General features: G+C 59.5%; 24 protein-coding genes. 5 read left to right on the forward strand and 19 right to left on the reverse strand.

The window, feature by feature from the left end:
- Positions 1-122: 122 nt before the first annotated feature.
- The 17 genes from CHH27_RS06585 to flgB form a co-directional block, all read right to left on the reverse strand.
- Positions 123-680, reverse strand: a complete 558-nt coding sequence (locus tag CHH27_RS06585) for a transglycosylase SLT domain-containing protein (protein ID WP_371681849.1) — start codon at positions 678-680, stop codon at positions 123-125.
- Entirely contained in the window at positions 646-1956 is a 1311-nt protein-coding gene (locus tag CHH27_RS06590) for a flagellar hook-length control protein FliK (protein WP_094070887.1), read from the reverse strand. Before CHH27_RS06590 ends, CHH27_RS06585 begins: the two co-directional genes overlap by 35 nt.
- Positions 1946-3181 carry a hypothetical protein gene (locus tag CHH27_RS06595; protein ID WP_208988624.1) on the reverse strand — a complete coding sequence of 412 codons (1236 nt, stop codon included), beginning with the start codon at positions 3179-3181 and terminating at the stop codon, positions 1946-1948. Before CHH27_RS06595 ends, CHH27_RS06590 begins: the two co-directional genes overlap by 11 nt.
- The gene (locus CHH27_RS06600) at positions 3181-4641 is read right to left on the reverse strand and encodes a MotB family protein (RefSeq protein WP_094070888.1); all 1461 of its coding nucleotides are present in this window, start codon (positions 4639-4641) and stop codon (positions 3181-3183) included. The genes CHH27_RS06595 and CHH27_RS06600 overlap by 1 nt, the downstream gene beginning before the upstream one ends.
- Positions 4641-5279, reverse strand: a complete 639-nt coding sequence (locus CHH27_RS06605) for a hypothetical protein (protein ID WP_094070889.1) — start codon at positions 5277-5279, stop codon at positions 4641-4643. The genes CHH27_RS06600 and CHH27_RS06605 overlap by 1 nt, the downstream gene beginning before the upstream one ends.
- The gene (fliF, locus tag CHH27_RS06610) at positions 5279-6925 is read right to left on the reverse strand and encodes a flagellar basal-body MS-ring/collar protein FliF (RefSeq protein ID WP_094070890.1); all 1647 of its coding nucleotides are present in this window, start codon (positions 6923-6925) and stop codon (positions 5279-5281) included. The genes CHH27_RS06605 and fliF overlap by 1 nt, the downstream gene beginning before the upstream one ends.
- A gap of 158 nt (positions 6926-7083) precedes the next feature.
- Positions 7084-8007 carry a flagellin gene (locus CHH27_RS06615; protein ID WP_094070891.1) on the reverse strand — a complete coding sequence of 308 codons (924 nt, stop codon included), beginning with the start codon at positions 8005-8007 and terminating at the stop codon, positions 7084-7086.
- A 309-nt stretch (positions 8008-8316) separates the two neighbouring features.
- Positions 8317-9060 (reverse strand): flagellar type III secretion system pore protein FliP, encoded by a 744-nt coding sequence (fliP, locus tag CHH27_RS06620; protein WP_198338364.1) that lies wholly within the window; start codon positions 9058-9060, stop codon positions 8317-8319.
- Positions 9057-9557 carry a flagellar basal body-associated FliL family protein gene (locus CHH27_RS06625; protein ID WP_094070892.1) on the reverse strand — a complete coding sequence of 167 codons (501 nt, stop codon included), beginning with the start codon at positions 9555-9557 and terminating at the stop codon, positions 9057-9059. The genes fliP and CHH27_RS06625 overlap by 4 nt, the downstream gene beginning before the upstream one ends.
- Before the next feature lie 26 nt (positions 9558-9583).
- Positions 9584-10288: a flagellar basal body L-ring protein FlgH gene (gene flgH / locus CHH27_RS06630; protein WP_094070893.1), complete on the reverse strand. Its 705-nt coding sequence runs from the start codon at positions 10286-10288 to the stop codon at positions 9584-9586.
- On the reverse strand, positions 10288-10830 hold the full coding sequence (locus tag CHH27_RS06635; RefSeq protein WP_208988626.1) for a MotE family protein: 543 nt from the start codon (positions 10828-10830) through the stop codon (positions 10288-10290). The genes flgH and CHH27_RS06635 overlap by 1 nt, the downstream gene beginning before the upstream one ends.
- A gap of 169 nt (positions 10831-10999) precedes the next feature.
- Entirely contained in the window at positions 11000-12103 is a 1104-nt protein-coding gene (flgI, locus tag CHH27_RS06640; RefSeq protein WP_094070895.1) for a flagellar basal body P-ring protein FlgI, read from the reverse strand.
- The gene (gene flgA / locus CHH27_RS06645; protein WP_094070896.1) at positions 12104-12556 is read right to left on the reverse strand and encodes a flagellar basal body P-ring formation chaperone FlgA; all 453 of its coding nucleotides are present in this window, start codon (positions 12554-12556) and stop codon (positions 12104-12106) included.
- Between the two features lie 16 nt (positions 12557-12572).
- The gene (gene flgG / locus CHH27_RS06650; protein ID WP_094070897.1) at positions 12573-13361 is read right to left on the reverse strand and encodes a flagellar basal-body rod protein FlgG; all 789 of its coding nucleotides are present in this window, start codon (positions 13359-13361) and stop codon (positions 12573-12575) included.
- A gap of 51 nt (positions 13362-13412) precedes the next feature.
- On the reverse strand, positions 13413-13745 hold the full coding sequence (locus CHH27_RS06655) for a flagellar hook-basal body complex protein FliE (protein WP_094070898.1): 333 nt from the start codon (positions 13743-13745) through the stop codon (positions 13413-13415).
- Between the two features lie 2 nt (positions 13746-13747).
- Positions 13748-14164, reverse strand: coding sequence for a flagellar basal body rod protein FlgC (flgC, locus tag CHH27_RS06660; RefSeq protein WP_094070899.1), 417 nt, complete (start codon positions 14162-14164; stop codon positions 13748-13750).
- Between the two features lie 11 nt (positions 14165-14175).
- On the reverse strand, positions 14176-14556 hold the full coding sequence (gene flgB / locus CHH27_RS06665) for a flagellar basal body rod protein FlgB (protein ID WP_094070900.1): 381 nt from the start codon (positions 14554-14556) through the stop codon (positions 14176-14178).
- A 719-nt stretch (positions 14557-15275) separates the two neighbouring features.
- On the opposite strand from flgB, the gene CHH27_RS06675 reads away from it, so the two are divergent.
- From CHH27_RS06675 to CHH27_RS06685, 3 genes are all read left to right on the forward strand, one after another.
- On the forward strand, positions 15276-15644 hold the full coding sequence (locus tag CHH27_RS06675; protein WP_094070902.1) for a PilZ domain-containing protein: 369 nt from the start codon (positions 15276-15278) through the stop codon (positions 15642-15644).
- A 235-nt stretch (positions 15645-15879) separates the two neighbouring features.
- Entirely contained in the window at positions 15880-16635 is a 756-nt protein-coding gene (locus CHH27_RS06680) for a FadR/GntR family transcriptional regulator (RefSeq protein WP_198338365.1), read from the forward strand.
- 148 nt (positions 16636-16783) lie between these two features.
- On the forward strand, positions 16784-17935 hold the full coding sequence (locus CHH27_RS06685) for a fumarylacetoacetate hydrolase family protein (protein ID WP_094070904.1): 1152 nt from the start codon (positions 16784-16786) through the stop codon (positions 17933-17935).
- A 14-nt stretch (positions 17936-17949) separates the two neighbouring features.
- On the opposite strand, the gene fumC is transcribed toward CHH27_RS06685, so the two are convergent.
- Both fumC and CHH27_RS06695 read right to left on the reverse strand, forming a co-directional pair.
- On the reverse strand, positions 17950-19335 hold the full coding sequence (gene fumC / locus CHH27_RS06690) for a class II fumarate hydratase (protein ID WP_094070905.1): 1386 nt from the start codon (positions 19333-19335) through the stop codon (positions 17950-17952).
- Positions 19336-19357: 22 nt separating this feature from the next.
- Entirely contained in the window at positions 19358-20167 is an 810-nt protein-coding gene (locus tag CHH27_RS06695; RefSeq protein ID WP_094070906.1) for an alpha/beta hydrolase, read from the reverse strand.
- 150 nt (positions 20168-20317) lie between these two features.
- Here CHH27_RS06695 and CHH27_RS06700 point away from each other — a divergent pair, with 150 nt between their 5' ends.
- Together CHH27_RS06700 and CHH27_RS06705 are read left to right on the forward strand one after the other, a co-directional pair.
- Entirely contained in the window at positions 20318-21898 is a 1581-nt protein-coding gene (locus CHH27_RS06700) for an acyl-CoA synthetase (RefSeq protein ID WP_094070907.1), read from the forward strand.
- Entirely contained in the window at positions 21895-22770 is an 876-nt protein-coding gene (locus CHH27_RS06705; RefSeq protein WP_208988628.1) for a hypothetical protein, read from the forward strand. Before CHH27_RS06700 ends, CHH27_RS06705 begins: the two co-directional genes overlap by 4 nt.
- Positions 22771-22781: the final 11 nt, after the last annotated feature.

Here is a 22781-nt window from a genome sequence, read left to right on the forward strand (position 1 = left end):
TAACTTGTGCGAAGCTGTTCAGGCAGAATGCTTTTTCTTTCCATTCAAATACTTAATTGAGTAAAATTTTATCAATCAGGTACAGAGAAAGCATTGGCAACGAATTTACCAATGCTGATCTGTCAGGCGCCGCAGAATTGCTTGGATTTCTGTGTCCAGTTACCAAAACCGGAGGCAACCATGTTGCGGATCACGGTACACACATAGCGTTTCTGCGCAGGATTGTTATTCGGGCCAGCGTGATAGCGCGCAACAGCCATCGTCCAGGACCCTTGCCGCTTGCGCAGATCCTTCAGGAACCTGGCCGCATATTGCACATTCGCGCGCGGTTCCAGCATATGCTGCACCGAACGGAACTGGTCGCCGTGATAGTGGTGATTGATCTGCATGCAGCCGATGTCGATCAGCTTCTTGCCATGCTGACGTGCTGCCAGAACGTCCTTTTCGGCCGCCGTCCTGCTTGGCGGAAACACCGATTTGCCCTCGATGTTCAAGGCGTAGGGATAAAGCGAGTTGCGCCGCCCTGTTTCCGTCAAGCCAACCGCATATAGCACGCCGAGCGGAACCCGGTACTTCTGAGCTGCGGCAACCATTTCGCGTTCACAGACATTCTGGACCTCCGCGATGGCTGACTGCGAGCCGACACTAAAGATAGATGCCGTCAGACAGGCTGTTGCCAGTATCTTCCTCATGTGTGTTTCCTCTCGCTGTTTCACCTGACAGACCGCCATGCTCCTGCTGGTTCTGACCAGGTCTGTCCTGGTCCTGCCCGGACGCGTTACGGTCTGAATTCTGTGCCTGGCCCTCTGAAAACGCACCGTTGCCGGAAGCGTTCTGGCCGGATCCAGCGGTGTTTGAAGCTGTCGGACCTGCCTGGACGGCGCCTCTGTCATCGGCGGCCTGGATCGTGATCGTGTCGGCCTTGAACCCGGTTGCCCGCAACATCTGGTCCAGCAATTGCCGGTCCTGTTTCAGGAGATCCGCCGTCTGCGGGTTGCTGGTTTGAAGCGTTACTTCAACGCTATCACCAACCATTCGAAGAGACACTTTAACGGTGCCGAGCTCATGTGGCGTCAGCTGGATATCCAGCGTTTTCAGCACCGGCCCCTCGGCCCTGTGGGTAACCCCGGCCTGCCCCTGTTGCCCGTCGGCGGACAGGGTTTTCAAGGCTGTGGCAATCTGATCACCAACCTGTTGCGCCGGAGACAGGCGCATATTGGGGGCAAAATGCGTTTCCTGGCGCAGGATCTTGACCGTCCCAGATGCCTCTTCCGGGAGGAGCGACCGACGACCGGCTCCCGACAGAAGCGGATCGCCGACCGTCTCGGGCTCAACACCGAATTGCGCAAAGAGAGAACTCGTTCCGGTCCTGGCACCCTCAACTCCTTCAGGGCCTGGTGCTTGAGCTCCCGGCAGTGCTGCCTGCAAGTGAGCTGGCAATTGCGCCGATGGTTGCCCCGAACCTTGCGCGGAGGCCGCATTTCGAGCCGCCAACACCGCGTTTGCCGGCATCGACACCGCGGCCCCCGCATAAAGGGCCGCATCGCCGCTTAGAGGGGTTTGCGGTACCGACCGGTTTTCCTCTAGAGCGGAGCCATCGCCAGCGGCATCCCTGGCATGCATGTTGCTGGACACCTGGCGCAAGGCATTGACCAGGTTGGAAGTGGAATAGGTGACAGACGTGGACGGGCCTGTGTTGCTTTCAGCCGAGTTTGCATTTGCCTCAGACGTGTCGCCTGTTTCGGCGTTCGCCTGGTTCTGCCCCTGCCCGGACTGACGTCCGGACTGCTCACCACCGCCTTCGACCGGAGCCTCGCCGCGTTTCATGCCGTGCAGGACGGACTGGAAGGCAGCAGCAGCCTCCTTGGCCGACGCCTGTCCGCTGCCGCCCGAACCATCTGCTCCTGCGCCGGACTTCGGGGCAGCGGGTACCATGGCATGGGTGTTAACGCTCATCTTTGTCTCCCATGCTGCGCAAGGTCTGCTCACTTCGGTTCAAAAGGACTTCCGCCAGTTCCATATCTGCCGTGATCCAGTCACGCTGCGCCGGGTCGGCCATGGTGCTGGCAACGTTGAACTCGCCAATCACGTTTTCGGGTGGTTCGGGAAAATGCCGGACGGAATTGAGAACCACATAGACGCCATCCAGAACGGCACGATCTTCGTCGGACAGGATCCGAAGGTCGACGGACCAGAGCAGGTCCCTGTTGGCCGTGATCATTTCCGGGTCGAGGCGGGTCGCCGCCAGATAGATTTTCAGAATCTCGTGTTCCTTGGTGCCCGCCACCGCAAGCGAGAGCGCTCCGCCGGTCGCCTTGCGGGCAACCTTCAGATGCCCAGCCAGGAGCGCTGAACGGGCCAGCCGAAGATAGAGGCCGCGGCGGCTGTCGGCATCAAACTCGTGCAGGACGGGGTCCAGCAGCGCAAACTTGTCTTCGCTCTTGACAAAGCCGAGCGTATCGAGCGCAAGCGCAAAGCGGCGCCGGAAATCCCCCGCATAGACAGAACTTCTGAAACGGCGCAGATACCGAATGCTGAGCACACGGAACCGGTCGACATCGGCCATCATGCCGGCCACGAACACTTCACGACGAAGCGCAGCTTCCTCGACCAGCGTGCCCGGCATCAGCAGGCTGGCCACCTGCAACAGTTCCATGGCCTTGGCCGGTTCAGAGCGGATGTAAGGTGCTGCTTTCACCAGAGCCACATGCCCGCCAAGGCTCGGCGGCAGCTCAAGCGGATCAATATCCTTAAGCAGCTCCAGCATGTCCTCTTCCCGCCCTTCCACATAAGCCAGCGAAGCCTCCATCAGCCGTCGGTCAATGGCCGGAAACGGCTCGAGTGCAAGCAGGTGCCGCATGACCCGTGGATGACCACCGCTCAACAGATGCACCACGGCGGCCCGTGCGTTGCGGGGCTCTTGCCAGAGATCCGCCGGCACCTTGAGGAACATGTCATCCATGTCTGCAAGGAGCGTGCGTTGTGCCTTCATGGCATGGCTGTTGCCTTGCGCGATCTGTTCCTGAAGTGTCTGCAGGGAGCGGATCATTTCAAAGGGCTGGGTTTTCTTGGCGGTTACCGCGGGCTCTGCCGCAAGGCCGCTTGAAAGCAAGGCATTGCAGAGACCAACACCCAGGACCGCAGCCAGGAGAGCCGATTTGATCTGGGGACCCAACCGCATCACTTACCTCCCTCCAGCAGGTAGATCTCGATACGGCGATTGCCGGCAGCAAAGGGGTCGTCCGGGACTTTCAGATGACGGTCGGCCGAGCCTTCCACACGGTCAAACCGCGCCTGGTCGACCCCGCCCCGTGTGAGCATGTAGCGCGCCATATGGGCCCGGGCTGTCGACAGGCGCCAGTTGTCATAGGTTTTGCTGCGGAACGGACGAGCATCCGTGTGCCCCTTGATCACGATCTGACCGGGCGTTTCCGCAACCACTTTGCCGATGCGCTCCAGCAACTTGACCAGTTCCGGGCGCGGTTCTGCCGAGCCGATCGCGAACATGCCGAAATTCTGGTCGTCCGTCAGGCTGATCAAGGTTCCATCCGCTTCGCGGCTAACCGTGATCTGTCCTGCGGTTTTCTCAAGTGATGTGCCATCCGTTTCAGCAAGGACCTCGGACAGCCGGGCCACGAGCCGATCGGTCTCCGGATCAGTCGCCGTGTCGGCGCTCCCGGTCGATGGGCCTTCAAGACCATCTGCAACGGTCTGTTCGGAGCGCCCCATCACATGGGCCACCACGGAATCGATGCGGGAGCCGGTTTCAGAGAGCTGACTTGTGCCGGATTGACTCAGGTCCGATGTTCCTTCCCCCGCACCTGAGAACAGTTCCTCGTCTTCAGAAATGGCAACAATTTGCGGCATTGCTTGCGTGTCCGTGACCCCGGCATCAAGCGTATTGCCCTCCTCGAGAGGCGCACCGAAGGCCGCGTTTCCTTCAAGGTCCACGTTGCTCGCGGTCTGGCCCTGATCGGGCGTTCCAAGTGCGGCCGCCTCCGAACCGTCGACACCGCGACCTGGGCGGAACTGCCAGAAAAGCGGGTCAAAGGGATCACGGTAGGCTTGGCCACCCTGGGCACCCTCATGTTTTTGCAGGCCGGTACCGATGCCCTGGGGATTGTCTTCCAGCGTTTCGGCAACGCGGATCTTCTCTGCCAGTGTGTCCAGGACCGCATAGGGATCGGAAAACAGGATCGATTCCGCATGTGTCTGTGTGAACTGTCCGGAGACCGGAACCCCGCCTGTCTCCGGCGTTTCCTCAACCGCTTCCGCCTTGTGTCCGGCTTCGTGGCCGGATCCGAAATTGTCGTCCTGATCAACAGGATCCTCGGAGCCTCCAAGTTTGCCGGTAAACAGTTTGGTGCCGTTTTCGTTGGTGTCGCCGTTGATCTGCGGATCGTTCAGCCCCTTGCGATTGGGCGCGGTCGAGGCAAGCTTGACGGGATTGAAATACTGGGCCACGCCGCGGCGAACGCTGTCATCGGTCACGTTGATCAGCCACATCACCAGAAAGAAGGCCATCAGTGCAGTCATGAAATCCGCATAGGCGATCTTCCAGACGCCATGCGGCAGGTGGTCGTCTTCCCAGCTGTTCTTGCGCCGGACAATGACAACCTCGTTCGGAACCCCGTCCAGCATCACGCAGCCTCCCCGTCGATCATCTCGACCTGGGCGAGCCATTGGCTCAGCCGGGTTTCGATTGTGGTCTCGTCGATGAGAGCGACGAGTTCAACTTCATCACGGTGCTGGATGTCGATGCGGTCCTTCAGCGTCGGCAACTGGTCCACCACCCGTGAGACCAGCGTTTCCGGTCCGCGCAGACGGATGATCTTGTCCTGATCGTCTTCCGTCAGCTGGCGCAGGTTGCTTGCAAAGGCGGTGACCAGCTGGTCGACAATCCGTTCCTCCAAGAAGGGCTGCAGCAGTTTGGCGACCGAATAGGACAGGCGCTGCTCCAGAATATCGACAAAGCCCTCGATGGCCGCACCTATGTTGGCGGCTTCGCGCATGTCGAACCGGGTGCGCTCGTCTTCGAGCGCGCGGGCATGATCGGCGCGTTCCTGCTCCAGCAGCGCCTCATAGTGAGCCCGCGTGCGTTCACTGCCCTCGGCAAGGCCGCGCTCGAACTCCGCCTGCAGCCGATCCTCCAGGCTCGGTTCCGGCGGATGCTCGTCACAAGGTTCCAGAACGTCGGCCAGCGCGGCGTCATAGGCCCCGAAGGTCCTGAATTTCGGAACAGAAAGAACGGGAATGTGGGAGGCAACGGATGTCGACATTAGACTCGCTCCGATTCATAGAGCCACTGGCGCAGGATCGCAGCGGACTGTTCTTCGTTGAATTCCAGGAGGGATTCCAGCTTCCGCAATGCGGACTGATTGCGCTTGCTGTTCAGGTCCTGAAGCATGTCGGAATGATCCGGCGGCACCAGGAAGGCCTGTTCGCCGTCGTAGGTCTCGTCCTGAACCTCGGCGCCTTCCGGCAACATGCCCAGTTCCGCCATTTCCACTTGCGGCTGGGACACCTGCGGCACCAGCGCGGCAACTGCCGGCCGCAGGCCGAACCAGATCACCAGCATCGAAACCGTCAGAATGGCGAGTGCATTGATGATGTTGCCCGACTGGCGCAACAGGTATTCCGTGACACTGATCGGCGGGATCGGCTCCAGGGCCTTGCCGCCATCGACGAAGTCGACCACAGATACCTTCACGTGATCACCGCGCGTGCTTTCAACGCCAGCGGAAGACGCAACCAGTGCTTCGATTTCCGTCAGCTGTTCCTGGATCTGTGCCTGAGTTGGTTCGCCGCCGAGCGACTGCGCAAGTCGCGCCTTGTCGACCAGAACCGCGATCGACAACCGGTCGACCTTGTAGCCGTCCTGCGAGGTTTCGATACGTTTGGACGAAATCTCGTAATTGACGGTCTCCTCGCGGCGTTCGTTTTCTTCACTCGATCGTTCGCCATTCTCTGAAGAAACATCTTCTTCCGGCAGGTTCTGCTCCACCGTCGTCGGCGCGCTCACGCTGGAGTTCTGGGCGTTTTCGTTCTCACGGATGGTGCGCACGGAGCGCTCGATGCGGGAATCCGGGTCGAAGATCGTCTCGGCAATCGTCTTTCGATCGGTGTTCAGTTCAGCGGCGACGCTGACCTGGAAGTTCTCCAGCCCCAGATAGGGTGTCAGGGTCTTGCGGATGTTTTCCTGAATACGATTGCTGACAGCTGTCTCCAGGCTTGCCAGTTGTCCGGCCGACGCCTTGGTCGGGTCCTTGCCGGCCGCCAGGATACCGCCGGACGTATCCAGAACGGTGACTTTGCTGGCTTCCATGCCGGGAACACCCGCTGCCACCAGGTGCCGGATGGCGTCGGCGGTGCGCACATCATCCGGTACATCCGAGCGGATCACCACGGAGGCAGAGGGTGGCTGCTGGTCCCTTCGGAAGGACCCCTTTTCCGGCAGCACGATATGAACGCGCGCGGCACGAATTCCTTTCATCAGCTGGATCGTGCGCGCCAGCTCCCCTTCCAATGCCCTCACCCGGGTGACTTCCTGCATGAAGGAAGTCAGACCGAGCGATCCCAGTTCATCGAACAGCTCGTACCCGGAATTGGCGCCGCGCGGCAGGCCCTTTTCGGCAAGCAGCATGCGCGCCTTCGCGGTCTGGGCGTGGCTGACCATGACAGAACCGCCATCGGCGCTGATGTCGAACTGGATACCGGCATCGCGCAGCGCGGATCCGATCCTGGTGACATCGTCCCCGTCGAGGCCCGTATAGAGGACCGTTTGCTCCGGTCGGCTCAGATAATAAGCGCCCGCGCCGACGGTCGCGATTGTAGCGAGCCCGATTAAGGCGAGCGCGACCAGTCGGCGCACGCCCAATTCCATCAAGTTTGCCCACAGTTTCTCGGCGTGTTCACGGCCCGGCATGCATAACCCCTTCATGCACGTATCACTTTGTTGCTGCCACTATCGGCAGCGGAGCTTGTGCGAGCCTGTCAGGACGGGTTCAGCCGAAGAGAAATTCTGACGCAAAAAGACCGCGCCCCGGAGGGCGCGGTCCTCTTTCCATGAAACCCTGAGCGGGATTAACGGAACAGGGACAGAATGTTCTGAGAACCCTGGTTGGCGATCGACAGTGCCTGGATACCGAGCTGCTGCTGGGTCTGCAGAGCCTGGAGGCGGGTCGATTCCTTGTTCATGTCAGCGTCAACCAGCTGACCCACACCACGGTCGATGGCGTCACGCAGGGCAGACACGAAGTCCTTCTGCAGATCGACGCGGCTCTTCACGGAACCCAGGGTGGTTGCAGCATCGGTGATATCGTTGAGAGCGGTATCGATGCCGGCGATCACGGTGTCCAGACCAGCAAGGTCAGCATCGGTGACGGCGGAAATGTCCAGATCCGCAATACCGTTGCCGGAGATGTTGGTCAGGGCTGCGAAACCGCGGTCCTGGTCGAGGATGCCGGACTGGTCGGCAGCGTCGTAAAGTTCCGTTGCAGTGGTGTCGAGCGTGATGGTCTGGATGGTGATGGCACCACCAGCGCGGGAGAAGGAGGCCACGATGTCTTTGGCAGCAGCGTAGCCGGCCGCACCGGAGTCAACAGACAACCAGTTTTCACCGTTGAAGACAGCCGAGTCGGCCGTGTTCTGCAGCTGGTTCTGCAGCTCGTTGATGTCGGACTGGATCTTGCCGCGGTCAACACCCGGGGTCCGGGCTGCGACAACTTTGGCTTTGATTTCGTTCATGACATCAACAGTGCTGTCCATGGCGGTATACATGACGTCGACGGTCGCGGCACCAAGACCCAGAGAGTCTTCAACGGCACCGAGAGCCATGTTGTCGGAACGCATGGTTGTCGCGATGGACCAGTATGCAGCGTTGTCTTCCGCGCCGTCGACGCGGTAACCCGTGGAGATGCGGTTCTGCGTCTCTGCCAGGTTGGCGTTGGTGCTCCGCAGGGTCTGCAGAGCGGTCATTGCGGAAGCGTTGGTCATCAAGCTAGACATGATATGTCCCTTTCAATGTATCAGTTTGGTACTGGATTGGAGCGGGACATGCCGGGTTTGCACCGGCACAGCAGGAGCAGCGTCATGCTTTTGAACCTGATGGGTAGTGGTTCAACCTGCTGTCATCTGGACCCTAGCGGCCCAATCTTGCGCGAAGCTTACCCCGATAGCGCCAATTTGATCTTTTTTTCCTTTTGCCTCCAGTCAGCCTGCACCAGAAAAATCGCTCCACGTGATATCGCTCACGATAAAAGGCGGAGCGATGACGCTCCGCCTTTTGGAAGGTCTTTAGATTTCAATATCCTGCCGTCAGATAAATGATCGGATCAGACTGCCGACAAGCAGGTTCCAACCGTCGATCAGAACGAAGAAGAGCGCTTTGAACGGCAGGGAAATCACCGTCGGCGGCAGCATCATCATGCCCATCGACATGGTGATCGTAGCCACGATCATATCGATCACGAGAAAAGGCAGCGCGATCAAAAAGCCGATTTCGAAACCTCGCCGCAATTCGGAGATCATGAATGCCGGGATCAGGACCCTGAGCTCAACCTCTTCGGCAGAACTTGCTTCCGTGTCGGTGATCCGGCCGGCCGCCAGATCATCGAACAGAACCAGGTCCTCCTCGCGCACCTGGCTCAGCATGAATTCCCGGAAGGGCGTGGTGATCCTGACATAGGCCTCTTCCTCCGAGATCTCGTTGTTCATCAAGGGTTTCACCCCTTCATCCCAGGCGCGGTCAAAGGTTGGCGCCATGACGTAGAATGTCATGAACAGGGCCAGCGAAATCAGGATGAGATTGCCCGGTGTCGTCTGCAGCCCGATGCCGGACCGCAGGAAGGAAAAGGCAATCACGAAACGGGTGAAACTTGTCACCATGATGAGAATGCCGGGAGCAACGGACAGCACCGTCAAAAGCGCAATGACCTGCACGATACGGCCGCTTGCACTGCCCTCGCCCGCCGGCAGAAGCGACGACAGATCAGGCACTTGCGCTGCCGCTGCGCCTGTCATCAGCAGGAGCGCGGCAATAGCCAACAGGGCCCGGATCATTGAATCACCACCGATTCCAGAATGACTTCATGGACCTGTCCCTTGGTGCGCGTGCGTGCACGCTCGGTCAGATCTTCCTTGAGGTGCTGAAGTCCGATGCCGCCTTCCAGATGCGACAGGGTGAGCGTTCTGAGATAGGTCAGAAAATCGTCCTCGACCTTCTTCCTCATCACTGCAACGTCGCCATCCACATCGTCTTCAAGCAACACCGAGGCCTGCAACCGGATCCAGGCTTCCTTTGGCGATGACAGATTGGTCACCAGGGGATCGAGCGACTGCAGCCGCGTCGACGGCGAAAACGGCAGCGTATCGGCAAAACTTTGCTGCTGCCGCAACCGGCCATGAACCTCTTCTTCCGTGTAATCGGAAATATACTTGGCCAGGCCGGCCCCAGCTCCACCACCAATCAAGGTCAAAAGCACAAGGGCCGCCATGAACCCGGACCCGCGGGAGGACTGTCCCTGGGTTTCAATCGGAACTTCGACGATATTGGACATGTTTGTCTTTCCGCTGCTTGTCGGAACTAGAATGGCGTCACGATGTCGTAGATCTGCTGACCCCAGCCTGGCTGCTGCACCTCGGAAATCCGGCCACGTCCACCATAGGACACCCTTGCCTCGGCGATCTTGTCGTAGGGAATGATGTTATTGGCCTGGATGTCCCTTGGCCGTACGATCCCGGCAATCTGCAAGATGCGCATTTCAAAATTGACGCGGATTTCCTGCGAACCGGCGATCACCAGATTACCGTTTGGCAAACGCTCGGTGACCACAGCAGCAATCGAGAGCTGAATTTCCTCGGACCGGTCGATGGACCCGGACCCGGCAGACCCGGACCCTGAATCCAGATCCAGGCTCGCATCCCCGCTGGTGGAACTGCCGTCCCAGCTCGTGTCCACCGAGCCACCAATGCCAATATCAGAAGTCCGGCGGCGATCGGAACTGTTGTCGAGGTTGGCGCGGTCGTCGATCTGGATCGTTACGGTAAGGACATCCCCAACCTTCTTGGCGCGTGGATCGGCAAAGAAATTGTCTCGGCCACTGGCCCAAAGGGAATTGTAGTCCTTGACCGCGCCGCGGCCGAACGTGTTGATCGGATAGGCGGTTGGCGGCTGGGCAGCCAGGCCGTAGCCGACCGGGGACATTTCCGGCGCCCGGCCGACATCTTCCAGTTGCCCGGCACAACCGGCAAGCGCGAGAGTTCCGAGGGAAATCACGATAGCGCGCATCAGAAACTCCGTTGGGCTTCGGGGTTTGTGAACCCCATCATGGATTGGGTCAGCTGGGCAGCGCGCGACGGTTCCATTTCATCGAGAATGCTGCTGGCCACGCGCGCCTTGAGCTTCAGAAGAACGCCGACGGCGGCTTCCTCGTCCGTGGTCGACAATTGCGCCGCAGCGGCCTCAGGCCGCATCCGACCAATGATCGTCACAACCTGGTCCTCAACCTCGTTGAGCAGATCCTCACGCCGTTTCACCCAGGCTTCGAACTCTTTTTCCTTGCGCTGCAGCTCATCGATCCGGTCTCGCAGCCGGGCTTCAAGGCTGATCAGCTTCCAGGTCTGCCACTTGATGCGTGCATCGCTCGCCGCTTCGGCGATATTCTTGCAGTAGAGTTCGCTGTCTCCCGGCGGTGCCTCTGCCTGCTCTGCAGCAGCCTGCGGTTTCTGTCGAGGTGACTGAGCCGAAACAGTGTGCGTTCCGAAACTGATTGAAACCGCGGCAACAGTCAGAAGGACCAGCTTCCGGCAGCGGTTCATGTGACGTGGCATTGCGCCTTCCCTTGTGCTGAACCCGATGATCTGAACCTTCGGTGATCGAGCTTGCGCGGGGCTGGCGGGAAAGAAAAAACCGCCGCTCCAGGAGCGACGGTCAATATCTGAAAGCAGGAAGCTATTTGAAGGCCGGGCTTTGCAGGCATGCCCTGACCTTTCTCATCCACTACTGGACCACGAGTTCGGCCTGTAGTGCACCAGCCGTTTTGATGGCCTGGAGAATGGCGATGATGCCGGTAGGCCGAAGGCCGATTCGGTTGAGGCCGCGTACAAGCGTTGGCAGGTCTGTACCGCCTACAACAGCCAGCTGACCGCCCGTCTCCTGCGCATCGACATAGGTGCGCGGCACCACGACGGTCTGCCCATTTTGTGAAAATGGCGATGGCTGGGACACTTCCGGCGCCTCAGAGATCCGGACTGTCAGGTTGCCGTGAGTGATTGCCACCGTGGAGATCTGAACATCCTTGCCGATGACAACGGTTCCCGTGCGCTCGTCGATCACCACCTTGGCCGTCTGATCGGGATTGACCCTGATGGCCTCGATCTCTGCAATGAACCGGGTCATGCTGATAGTCTGCGGCGGTGTCAGCACCACGGAGCGGTAGTCGCGCTCCCTGGCAACTGTCAGCCCGTAACGCTCCTTGGTGAAACGGTTGATTGCATCTGTGATCCGAACGGCCGTTCTGAAATCCGGATTGGAGAGTTCCAGAACAAGCCCCGGAATATGGGAAAATTTAGCCGGCAAATCTCTTTCAATCAGGCCGCCATTCGGCACGCGGCCGACGGTCGGAATACCCTGTGTCAGGCTCTCGGCCTGCCCCAGCTCCGCAAAGCCGGACACGGCCACCGGGCCCTGTGCAACCGCATAAATCTGGCCATCTGCCCCCAGAAGCGGCGTGGCAATGAGGGTGCCGCCGGCAAGGGATGTCGCATCCCCAAGCGATGAAACCGACACATCGATCGTCGCGCCCTTGCCGATGAAGGACGGCATCTCGGCCGTCACCACGACCGCGGCCACATTGCGAGTGCGCAAGCGGCTGTCACGCACATTCACACCCAGACTGTCCAGCATGGATTGCAGGGATTGCTCGGTGAATGGCGAGTTCCTGAGCGTGTCACCGGACCCCTTCAAACCGATGACCAGGCCATAACCGACCAGCTGGTTGTCGCGCACGCCTTGCAGGCTGGCAATGTCCTTGATCCGGACCATCGCAGATGCCGGGGTCGCCACCAGCAGGGCCAGGAGGCAAATGAAAATGCGGGCTATCATTCAATTCTCCACGCGGATCGTGCCGTCTTCCTGAACCCGGCCGGACACAACCAGACCGCTGTCGATGTTGCGCACCCTCACGAAGCTGCCAGCACCGCCATTCTGCAATGCTTCCACCTGCATGATGATCACGAGGCCCTGCTCGCGGAACACCAGTCTGGCAGGCTCGCCCCGGCGGACCAGAACCGGTTTCTCCACCGATCTGGCCGGGATGGGTTGCCCAGGCAATAATGTCCGGCGCGCGACCATGCCGACCAATTCGGACCTGTGTACGCTGACGGCAAATTGCTGCGCCGTTCGGCTGGGAAACTTCCGCTCGACCAGATCCTGATGCGAAATCTCCGTCCCGGCCGGAATGGTCTGGCGCGGCACCGGCAGGTCAATCGTGCCGGCCCTGACGGCAAGGCCGCTCAGGCACAGGGCGAGCACGAACAGAAGGCTACGGATCATCATGGTCCTGTCCCCTCTCCTATCGGATGCCGTTGGTCACGGTTCCGGCCATCTCGTCGGCCGCCTTCATAACCTTGGAATTCATCTCGTAACCGCGCTGGGCATTGATCAGGGCGGTGATTTCCTTGACAGGATCCACGTTGGAGCTTTCAAGATAGCCCTGACGAACTACCCCAAATCCGGGATCGCCCGGCACCCCTGCCACTGGCACGCCTGAAGCTTCGGTCTCCCGGAACAGATTGCCCCCGACCGGCTCCAGGCCGACGTCATTGGCAAAGTTGGACAGGGTCAGCTGACCGAGTTCGCGCGGCGCCATTTCCCCATCGACCTTTGCAAAGACCTGCCCGCTCTCGTTGATCACTACCTCGATGGTTTCCTCCGGAACGATGATCGCGGGTTCGATGGCATAGCCGTCGATGGTCACCAGGCGGCCATCGGCATTCTTGTTGAAGGACCCGGCGCGGGTGTAGAGGGTTTCATCGTCCGGACCGGTGATTTCGAACCAGCCACGTCCGTCAAGCGCCACGTCGAACTGGTTGCCCGTGTTGCTCAGGGAGCCCTGGACATGAAGCTTGCGGATACCCGCCGTGCGCACGCCCAGACCAAGCTGCGCGCCTTCTGGAACCGGATCTTCGCCGCCGCGGTTCGGCACCCCTTGCAGGCGCTCCGCCTGATAGAGCAGATCGGAAAACTCCGCCTGTGAGCGCTTGAACGACGTCGTGTTCATGTTGGCGATGTTGTTGGCGACCACTTCGACATTCAGCTGCTGGGCGCTCATGCCGGTCGCGGCGATGGCTAGGGCTTTCATGGCTTGTCTCCTTTGTTCACGCAGTGCTCATTCCGGGTCCTGAAGACCTGGTCAGATCGACATGCGGCTGATTTCCTGATAGGCGTTCACAACCTTGTCGCGGATAGCGATGGCCGTCTTCAGCGTGGATTCGGCCGCCATGACGGCCTCGACCACCTGCTGGACCGAGGCCTGGCCATCAACGCCTGCAATCGCCGTCGCCTCACCGGCCTTGATCTTGTCGATCGTGCCTTGCGAGACTTCGGCCATCGTGTCTGAAAAACTTGCTCCGGAAACCTGCGCCGCACCGCCGAGATCCGGCGTGCCCGCGGCAAATCGGGTCGTCGATGTGGACTTCAGAACACCATCGGTCGACGACGTCAGGGCAGCAATTTCATTGATCATGATCAGGTCCTCAGAAGGTCGATGTGACGCATGACCATCTCGCGGGCCTGGGTCATGACTTTCAGGTTGGCTTCATAGGAACGATTGGTTTCACGCATGTCGGCGAGTTCCAGCAGCGTGTTGACATTCGGCATCTTGACGTAGCCATTTTCATCCGCGGCCGGGTGGCCGGGTTCGTACTCCACCGTGAACGGCGCCTTGTCCGTGCCGATCCCCTTGACAGAAACCAGGTTTGCTTGGTGGGCACGGTTGAACTCGCTCTCAAAGGTGATGGTCTTGCGGCGATAAGGATCGTCGCCTGAGGTTTCGCCTGTCGAACGGGCATTCGCCAGGTTCTCTGAAACAACGCGCAGACGCTCGGACTGCGCCCGCAATCCGGCGCCGGAGATCTGAAGTGTTGCAGCAAGAGGGTCAGACATCTTTGTTTTCCTTAAGATTTCACAGCGGCCAGATACATGCGATGGAAGGACTTCGCGATACTGGCGTTCAACGAATGATCGCGCGCGACCTCACCGGCCTTCATCAGTTCCTGCTCGATGCTGACCGAGTTTCCGGAGTGGGTGACGGTCCAGCTGTCGGCTTTTTCGACATCGGATTTGCGGGCCGCTTCCATCGACTGGCCCAGATGGCTGTCATGGGTCGCAGTCATGGCAAGCTGTGTCTTGCTGATGACCGTGGTGAAGGGTTCCAGATCCCTGGCGTTGAAACCCGGCGTGTTCGCATTGGCGATGTTTTCCGCAATGGTCGCCTGGCGAACGGACAGCCAGTCATTGTTTTGCGACACAAGCTTGGTCAGGAACACAGGCTCCATTGGAGACCTCCTTCTGGATCAGAGTGCTCTAGGGTTTAGGAGACCAAGCTTGTCCGAGGCTGTTCCGCTCCGGCCTTCGCGCCAGAACCACGCAAGGTCCACACAACCTTCGGAGTGCATGCATTGATGCACGGGCGATCATTGCCTGAATTTGTATGACGGCTCACAAGCAGGAGACGCGGATGATCCGGCGGCCCAGCCACTCAGCAGCGATCTGTTCCAGCCCGGAACGCACACACCCTGGAAACCGGCCGCTGACTTCTGTCCGACGCCTCAAGGTTTTGTTGACCTGCGCAACCTGCATGCTCAGCGCACCTGCTTCACTTCAGGCGCAGGCGCTCGATTGCGACCTCTATGCAAGGAATTATGCCGACGCTCATGTGTCTGGTGACCCGACAGACCTGCATATTGTGGACCAGGCCTTGGACGGTGCTGTGGTTGGTGGAGCGTGGCGTGGTGACAGCGGCGCACGCAGGGGCGCGGTTGCAGGTGGAGCGTTGGGTGTTCTCGACACGTTGGGAAATGACCCGGCCGGTTGGCGCGGTCTCTATGATCTTGCCTACCGGCTTTGCCGGAATTCTCAGTCGCCGGTGACACACCGTCCTTCAACACTCGGCGATCCAAGCTATCGCGCTACACCGCTTCGACCGGGAGCACACGAACCGCCCCTTCCCCCCTTGCCCCTCGCGCCACAAAAACCAGAAAACTAAGGCTGTGCCATGTTCTCTTTCCTGACCGCAAAAAGGGCATCCTTTGCAGAAGCCCTGCAACGACGTCTTCACCCCCGTCAGCGCACGCGCCTGCGTCCGGCCAAAATCGCCAGCCTGGAGAACGATTTCATCTGCGATTGCACCATAAGGGACATCTCCGAAGGCGGGGTGCGCCTGGTACTGGATGAGGACCTTGACCTTCCGGAAGAATTCTATGTTTTCGACGCTGTTGCCAAGACAGTCGCAGAAGTCCAGCTCAGGTGGCGGCGAGGACTTGCCGCTGGTGTAGTCTATCTCGTCCCGCCTGCAAGTATCCGGCACTTTCGAAACACAGGTGTGCGCAAGCTCGCACAAAGACTCTATGCGCTTGACGGGTAAGCGGCAGTACTTGTTGGACAAATATTGATCTTCTTAAAATTTTCCCGGCGGCAATTCCGCTTTGACAGCAACGGGAGCGAGATCAATTCCAGCAGCGTAAATTCTTCTTCTTTTTGATTGCGTGGTTTGCATGCATTAATTCTAGTTTTCTTCAGAAATCACGGCTAAAACGGTTGTAGAAGCCGGTGCAATGGCGTCCGGCACGCATCGCGAATTGAGTCCTCCGGGCACCTGCATGGATAAAGCCAGACAACAGACTTTCGAATTGCCGGACAAGGCCCTGACCTCCCTGCCAACCGGCGCGGTCAAGGACACGGTCGAACACCTGGGCAAAAGCGTCGTTCAGGGTGTTTTTGCAACCGACGCAATCTTGCCGCGGGAAGAAGAACTCGTCGACAGCCTGGGGGTTTCGAGAACGGTTGTGCGCGAAGCCATCAAGGTTTTGTGCGGCAAGGGCCTGGTGCGGACTGCACGGCGCTACGGCTCCCGAGTCTGCCCGTTCGAAAGCTGGAACCTGCTGGACCCGGACGTGATCCGATGGCACGACCCGGACAGTCCGCGCACCGCTCGCATCTACGCTGAAGCTACTGATCTCAGGCTGATCGTTGAACCGGAGGCAGCAGCCCTCGCGGCAATGAATGCCACCCCTCAGCAACGCGACATCATTCTTGCCGCGGCCGACGGCATCACGCCCGTCAATGGCGAGGAGTCGATGATCGGCGCGGACTACACGTTCCACGCAACGATCCTGCAGGCCAGTGGTAACCTGATGCTGGCTCAGCTTCAAAACGTCATTTATGCGGTGTTGCTGTTTTCCTATTCAGCCGGTCGTGCAGGAGCACCGGAAGAGCAGGTTTCGCGCCGAAACCACCTGAGCGTCGCGGAAGCAATCGCCGGCGGAGAAGCGGACCTTGCGCGCACGCGCATGCGGGACATGCTTGCCCAGAACAAGGCCATTGCCGAAAAATTTGCAGCAACAGCCGGACGCTAGTCCCGATATGCGCCGTCGCATTTGCCGGTACTCTGGCTCAATTCCGTGTCGGCAATGAAATCCTAGATTGACATCTACCCTCTTGGCCGAAACCGCGCATAGATACCGATGGGTACAGGCGGCAAGCGTCGCTGACAGGAGGAAGCAGATGACAATTTTCACGCCCGATGAACTGGCAGGCGGCGCATTTCTGGGACGGCTCTGGCGGCCCGAAGTCGGTGGCCCTGCGGTCGTCACCGTGAGAAACGGCAATCTTGTCGACATCACGTCCAGAACAGCTCCAACAGTGCGAGACATCTGCGAACTGGAAGCCCCCGCCTCCTATGTTTCTGAGGCGTCCGGAGAGATCATTGGTCCCGTCAACGAAATCTCAGCTGCCCTTGCAAGCAGTATGGACACGCCCCACCTGCTCGCCCCTTGCGATCTGCAAGCGGTCAAGGCGTGCGGCGTCACCTTTGCAAGGTCGATGGTGGAGCGGGTCATTGAGGAAAAGGCCGCAGGCGACGCAAGACAGGCCGAGACAATTCGGTCCAGAGTGGGCGCAACCATCGGCAACAGCCTCCGCAACATCAAGTCAGGCTCGAAGGAAGCGGCCAAGGTAAAAGAGGCTCTGATCGCTGAAGGGCTTTGGAGCCCCTATCTTGAAGTCGGCATCGGGCCAGATGCCGAGGTCTTCTCCAAGGCACAAGTATTGTCCTCCGTGGGCCCAGGCGCGAGTGTCGGCCTTCATCCAAATTCAAGCTGGAACAACCCGGAGCCGGAAGTGGTTCTGACCGTGTCTTCAAGAGGAGAAATAGTCGGCGCCACGCTCGGCAACGACGTCAATCTGCGTGACATCGAGGGCCGGTCGGCGCTCCTTCTGTCAAAGGCCAAGGACAACAATGCCTCCTGCGCGATCGGTCCAATGATCCGCTTGTTCGACGAGACGTTTTCCCTCGACGATATCCGCAGTGCGGAGCTGACACTCACCGTGGCAGGAGAGGACGGATTTCACCTGACCGGTCACTCGTCCATGGCCGAGATCAGTCGCGATCCGCTGGATCTCGTTGCCCAGACCATCGGGCGGCACCATCAATATCCCGATGGACTCATGCTTTTCCTAGGCACAATGTTCGCCCCAACGCAGGATCGGGACGTTGCCGGAGAAGGCTTTACCCACAAGATCGGCGACAAGGTCACGATCTCCGCCCCCGGCCTCGGCAAGCTGAGCAACACCGTCGATTTGTCCACCATTTGCCCGCAATGGACATTCGGCATCAGCCAGCTGATGCGCAATCTCGCCCAGCGCGGTTTGCTGTAACCGGACCAACCTTATCACGCAGAGGGGCCGACCATTCGTGAAGGATCGACGATCCTGTCGAAATCGTCGCCGGTGACAAAACCGAGATCGAGACAGGCTTGTTTCAGCGTCAGGTCGTTTTCGAATGCGTGGTGGGCCGCATGGCTGGCCTTGTCGTAACCAATCACCGGGCTGAGCGCCGTCACCAGCATCAGGGACTGATCGAGATAGTCCTGGATCCGTTTTTCATTCGGCTCCATGCCATCCACCAGGTAACGCGCAAAATTGGCGCTGCCATCTCCCATGATCTTCACCGACTGCAGGATCGCGTTGATCATGAGTGGCTTGTAGACATTCATTTCCAGATATCCGCTCGCTCCGCCAATACCGACCGTCACATCATTGCCCATGACCTGGGCCGCGATCATGGCCAGAGCCTCGCATTGAGTGGGATTGACCTTGCCCGGCATGATCGACGAACCAGGTTCGTTGGAGGGGATCTTGAGCTCGAAGAAACCGCAGCGCGGGCCGCAGGACAGAAGACGAATATCGTTGGCAATCTTGAACAAAGACACCGCCAGCGTCCTGAGCGCCCCGCTCAGCATCACCAGCGCATCGTGACTGCCCTGGGCAGCGAACTTGTTCGGCGCGGAAACAAAGGGGAGCGCCGTCAGTTCGGCAATCCGGCGCGCAGCAAGATCGGCAAAATCCGGATGGGTGTTGATCCCCGTGCCAACGGCAGTGCCGCCCAGCGCCAGGGCATAGACATCCTTCAGGGCATGTTCAATCCGGTCGATATCCTGACGAAGCATCTCCGCATAACCGGAGAATTCCTGGCCCAGTGTCAGCGGCGTCGCATCCTGCATGTGGGTGCGACCGATCTTGATGATATCACTCCAGGCTTCCGCCTTGCGTTCCAGGCTCTTGTGGAGCGTTTCGACACACGGCAGCAGCCTGTCATTGACCTGCAGGGCGGCGGCCATATGCATCGCCGCCGGAAAAGTGTCGTTCGAGGATTGCGACATGTTGACATGATCGTTGGGATGCACGGGTTCCTTGGATCCGAGCACTCCACCAGCCAGCGCTATGGCCCGGTTGGAGATCACCTCATTGACGTTCATGTTGGTCTGCGTTCCGCTGCCCGTCATCCAGACATGCAAGGGAAAGTGATCATCGAGCTTGCCGTCGGCGACTTCCGACGCCGCCCTTGCAATCAGGTCCGCAAGATCCTCCCGCAAAAGCCCAAGCTCCGCGTTCGCACGCGCGGAGGCCTTTTTCAGGTAGCCATAGGCATGAACAAGCTCGATCGGCATCAGATCCGTGCCGATGGAAAAGTACTTCAAGGAGCGCTGCGTCTGGGCACCCCAGTACTTGTCCTCCGGAACGTCGATTTCGCCGAGGCTGTCACTTTCGGTCCGCATGTCGCTCTCCTTCGAATACGGCCTAGGTTTCCACCAGAACCGAGGTCAAACCGCTGCCCGGATCCTTCAACCCGTCGATGACATCAAAATGATGCCGGTCCGGATCCTCATGATAGCTGGCTGCTGGCCAGGCCTCGGCAAGCAGTTTCGATTGCCTGAGGAATTCCGGCCGCTCCGCTCCGCCAACCCAGGCAACGACCGGACAAGGTCCCACAGGCTTCTTGAGCGCAGGGCTTTCCGCGACAGCCTCCTCTTCGCTCATCCCGAAGCTTTCGTTCATCTTCGTCTTGCGCAGCGGCCGAAGGTCATGAAGCCCGCTGATGGAGACGACCTTCTCGATCCGCTCCAGCACTTCCGGTGCCAACAGGCTGTCTTCGCACACCATTCGGCTGACGAGATGCCCCCCTGCAGAATGCCCCGTCAAACGGATGGGACCGTCGACCCGGCTGGCCGCCTTTGTGATCGCTTTCGCGATCTGCCGGGTGATATCGGCAATGCTTACATCTGGCGCGAGGTCATAGGACGGCAGGCAGGTGGTCCATCCCCTGGCGAGGGGACCCGTGGCAAAATGAGACCAGTAGGACTTGTCGAAGCGCATCCAGTAGCCGCCATGGACAAAAACCGCGAGCCCTCTCGATTTCCCCTCCGGATGAAAGACATCGAACCTGTGGCGCGCGCCCTCCCCGTAGACGACATCGATATCCTTCTTCATCCAGGATTTCCGGAAGGTCGCCGAATCGCTTTCCCAACGCGCGATATAGTCTTCAGCACCCGGTATATGGGCAGCGTTGGCATAAGCATCATCCCAATCAGTAATCGTCATCTCAGTCATGAATGGCCTCAGGCTTCCCTCTTCATCTTGTGGCCGGCATCCTGCACGATTTGCCGTGAAAGCGGAATGACTTGCTGCAAGACATGCTTGTCAAATCGATCAAGGCCGACCTAACGTCTTCTCCACCGAGGCATCTGGAGACTGAAACTGATGGTAGCGCGCTGTTCGGACCGGGTAATCAATCTGGCGCAGTTCCTGACAAAAAACGCAGCCCGCTGGCCCGACCGGCCGGCCATTGTCTCGGAGGGAACCACCTGGAGCTGGAAGGAACTCGATACCAGGGTGTCAGCACTCGCGACCGCACTTGTCTCCGAATACCGCCTCTCCAAGGGAGACAGCCTGCTGGTTCAGGCACAAAACTCCAACCAGATGATCGAGATCATGCTGGCCGCTTTCCGGCTGGGAGCCGTCTGGGTGCCTTGCAATTTCAGGCAGGCCCCCGTCGAAACGGCCTATGCCGCAGAAAAGGCTGCCGCAAAGGTGTTTGTCTGTGATGCGGCCTTCGCGGCACAAGCGGGTGCGGTGAAGACCGCCTGCCCTGACCTGTCGGGCTGTATCAGCATTGGCGACAGCGGGTTTGGCGCCGACTATGAAAGCCTTATCGAACGGCACAGGGGAAGCGACATCCAGAATGCTGAGGTCGACTATACCGATCCCTGCTGGCTGTTCTTCACGTCGGGTTCCACGGGCCGGCCGAAAGCGGTGGTTCTGAGCCATGGCCAGATCGGATTTGTCTGTGTCAACTACATGGCCGACCTTATTCCCGGCACGACGGAAGAAGATGCCTCCCTGGTCATTGCACCGCTGTCTCACGGCGCCGGTCTCCAATTGATTGCCCAGCTCGCGGCGGGGTCGGCACATGTCCTGATGCCGCCGGGCGGTTTTTCCCCGTCAATCGCGTTTGAGCTGATCCAACAGCACAAGGTCTCCAACCTGTTCACGGTCCCGACCATCGTCAAACGACTGGTCGAGGATCCGGCGGTAGACCGATACGACCATTCCAGCCTGCGCCATGTGATTTATGCAGGTGCGCCCATGTATCGGGAGGACCAGAAAACAGCTCTGAAGAAACTCGGGTCCGTGCTCGTCCAGTACTATGGGCTAGGCGAAGTCACCGGGAACATCACCGTGCTCAGGCCACAGGACCACGTTCTGGAGGACGGTCCAACCGCCCGCCTAGGCACCTGCGGCACGGAACGCACCGGCATCGAGGTCTCCATTCAGGATGACGACGGCAACATCCTGGCTCCTCATCAGACCGGAGAAGTCTGTGTTATCGGTGCCGCGGTCTGCGCCGGGTACCTGGAAGATGAAGCGGCGAATGCCAAATCGTTTCGCAATGGCTGGTTCCGTACAGGCGACATCGGCCACATGGATGAGGCGCGGTTCCTCTATCTGACCGGTCGTGCCTCGGACATGTATATCTCAGGCGGATCCAACGTCTATCCGAAGGAAGTGGAAGAGGTCCTCCTGACACACCCTGAGATTTCCGAAGTAGCGATTCTGGGCATCCCTGATCCGGAGTGGGGGGAAATCGGACTGGCGGTCTGTGTACCCGTGGACGGGTCTTCACCCGATCCCGCCGAGCTCGCCGATTTTCTGAACGGTCAGGTGGCCCGCTACAAGATGCCGGCACGCTACCTCTTCATTGAGGAGATGCCGACCAGCGCCTATGGCAAGATCACCAAGAAGCTGGTCCGTGACCATTTGACTGAAAAAGGGCTGCTATGAGACGCCCTGCCCCACAGTCCCTTGCCGAAATCCGTCATCCGGGCCCCAAGGCGGCAGACCGGCGCCCCTTCGTTCCTTGTGCAGCTGAAGCCGTTTCCTTCAAGATCGCCTCTGACCGCCCTCTGCTGGAGGCGCTGGGCCACTGGGCCGAAGCGGAAAGCATTGATTCCGCCATCTTGAATCTCGGCGGTGTTGCCCTGGCTCCATTCGACTACGTCATGCCGGACAGGGCCGTAGATGATCGTCATGCAGCCTGGTACAGCGACACCCGCTCCTGCGAGAAAGCACGGCTTGAGGAAGCCGTTGCCGTGCTCGGTTGGCGCGACGGTGGCTGGTTCGCCCACATCCATGCCTTTTGGCACGAAGGCGGACAGAAGCGACTGGGACACCTCCTGCCAGACACATTGACCTTGGCAAGTACAAGTACGCTCACCGGTTATGGTCTCAAGGGAGCCCGGTTCGAGGCAGCCTTCGATCCGGAAACAGAGTTCACCCTGTTCCGCGTCAAGGAAACCGGAAGCCGCCAGAGCGAATTGCCAAGAAATGCCCTGATCACGACCCTGGCGCCTTTCGAGGACCTTCACCATAGTGTCGAGAGCCTTGCTGCAACGCTCGGCACGCCGGCATACGAGATCCTGGGGCTCGGCAGCTTTGCTGGCGCAGCCTTTCTCGACACGCCGCCGATGACGGGCCTCATATCGGAAATCCTGTTGGGCCCGGGAGCCGGGTCCCCGAAAGGCAGAGGACTGTCGATCCCTGTGCGCTGCGTCGATCTTGACGGCAATCATCACCAGGGAACGGTCGTCGCAGGTCAGGCCCCGACGCTGGTGACATGCGAACTCCTCATCCGGGCGGAGGACCCTTCCCCATGAAACACGCAGGG

The organism is Labrenzia sp. VG12, from assembly GCF_002237595.1.
Taxonomy (GTDB): Bacteria; Pseudomonadota; Alphaproteobacteria; order Rhizobiales; family Stappiaceae; genus Roseibium.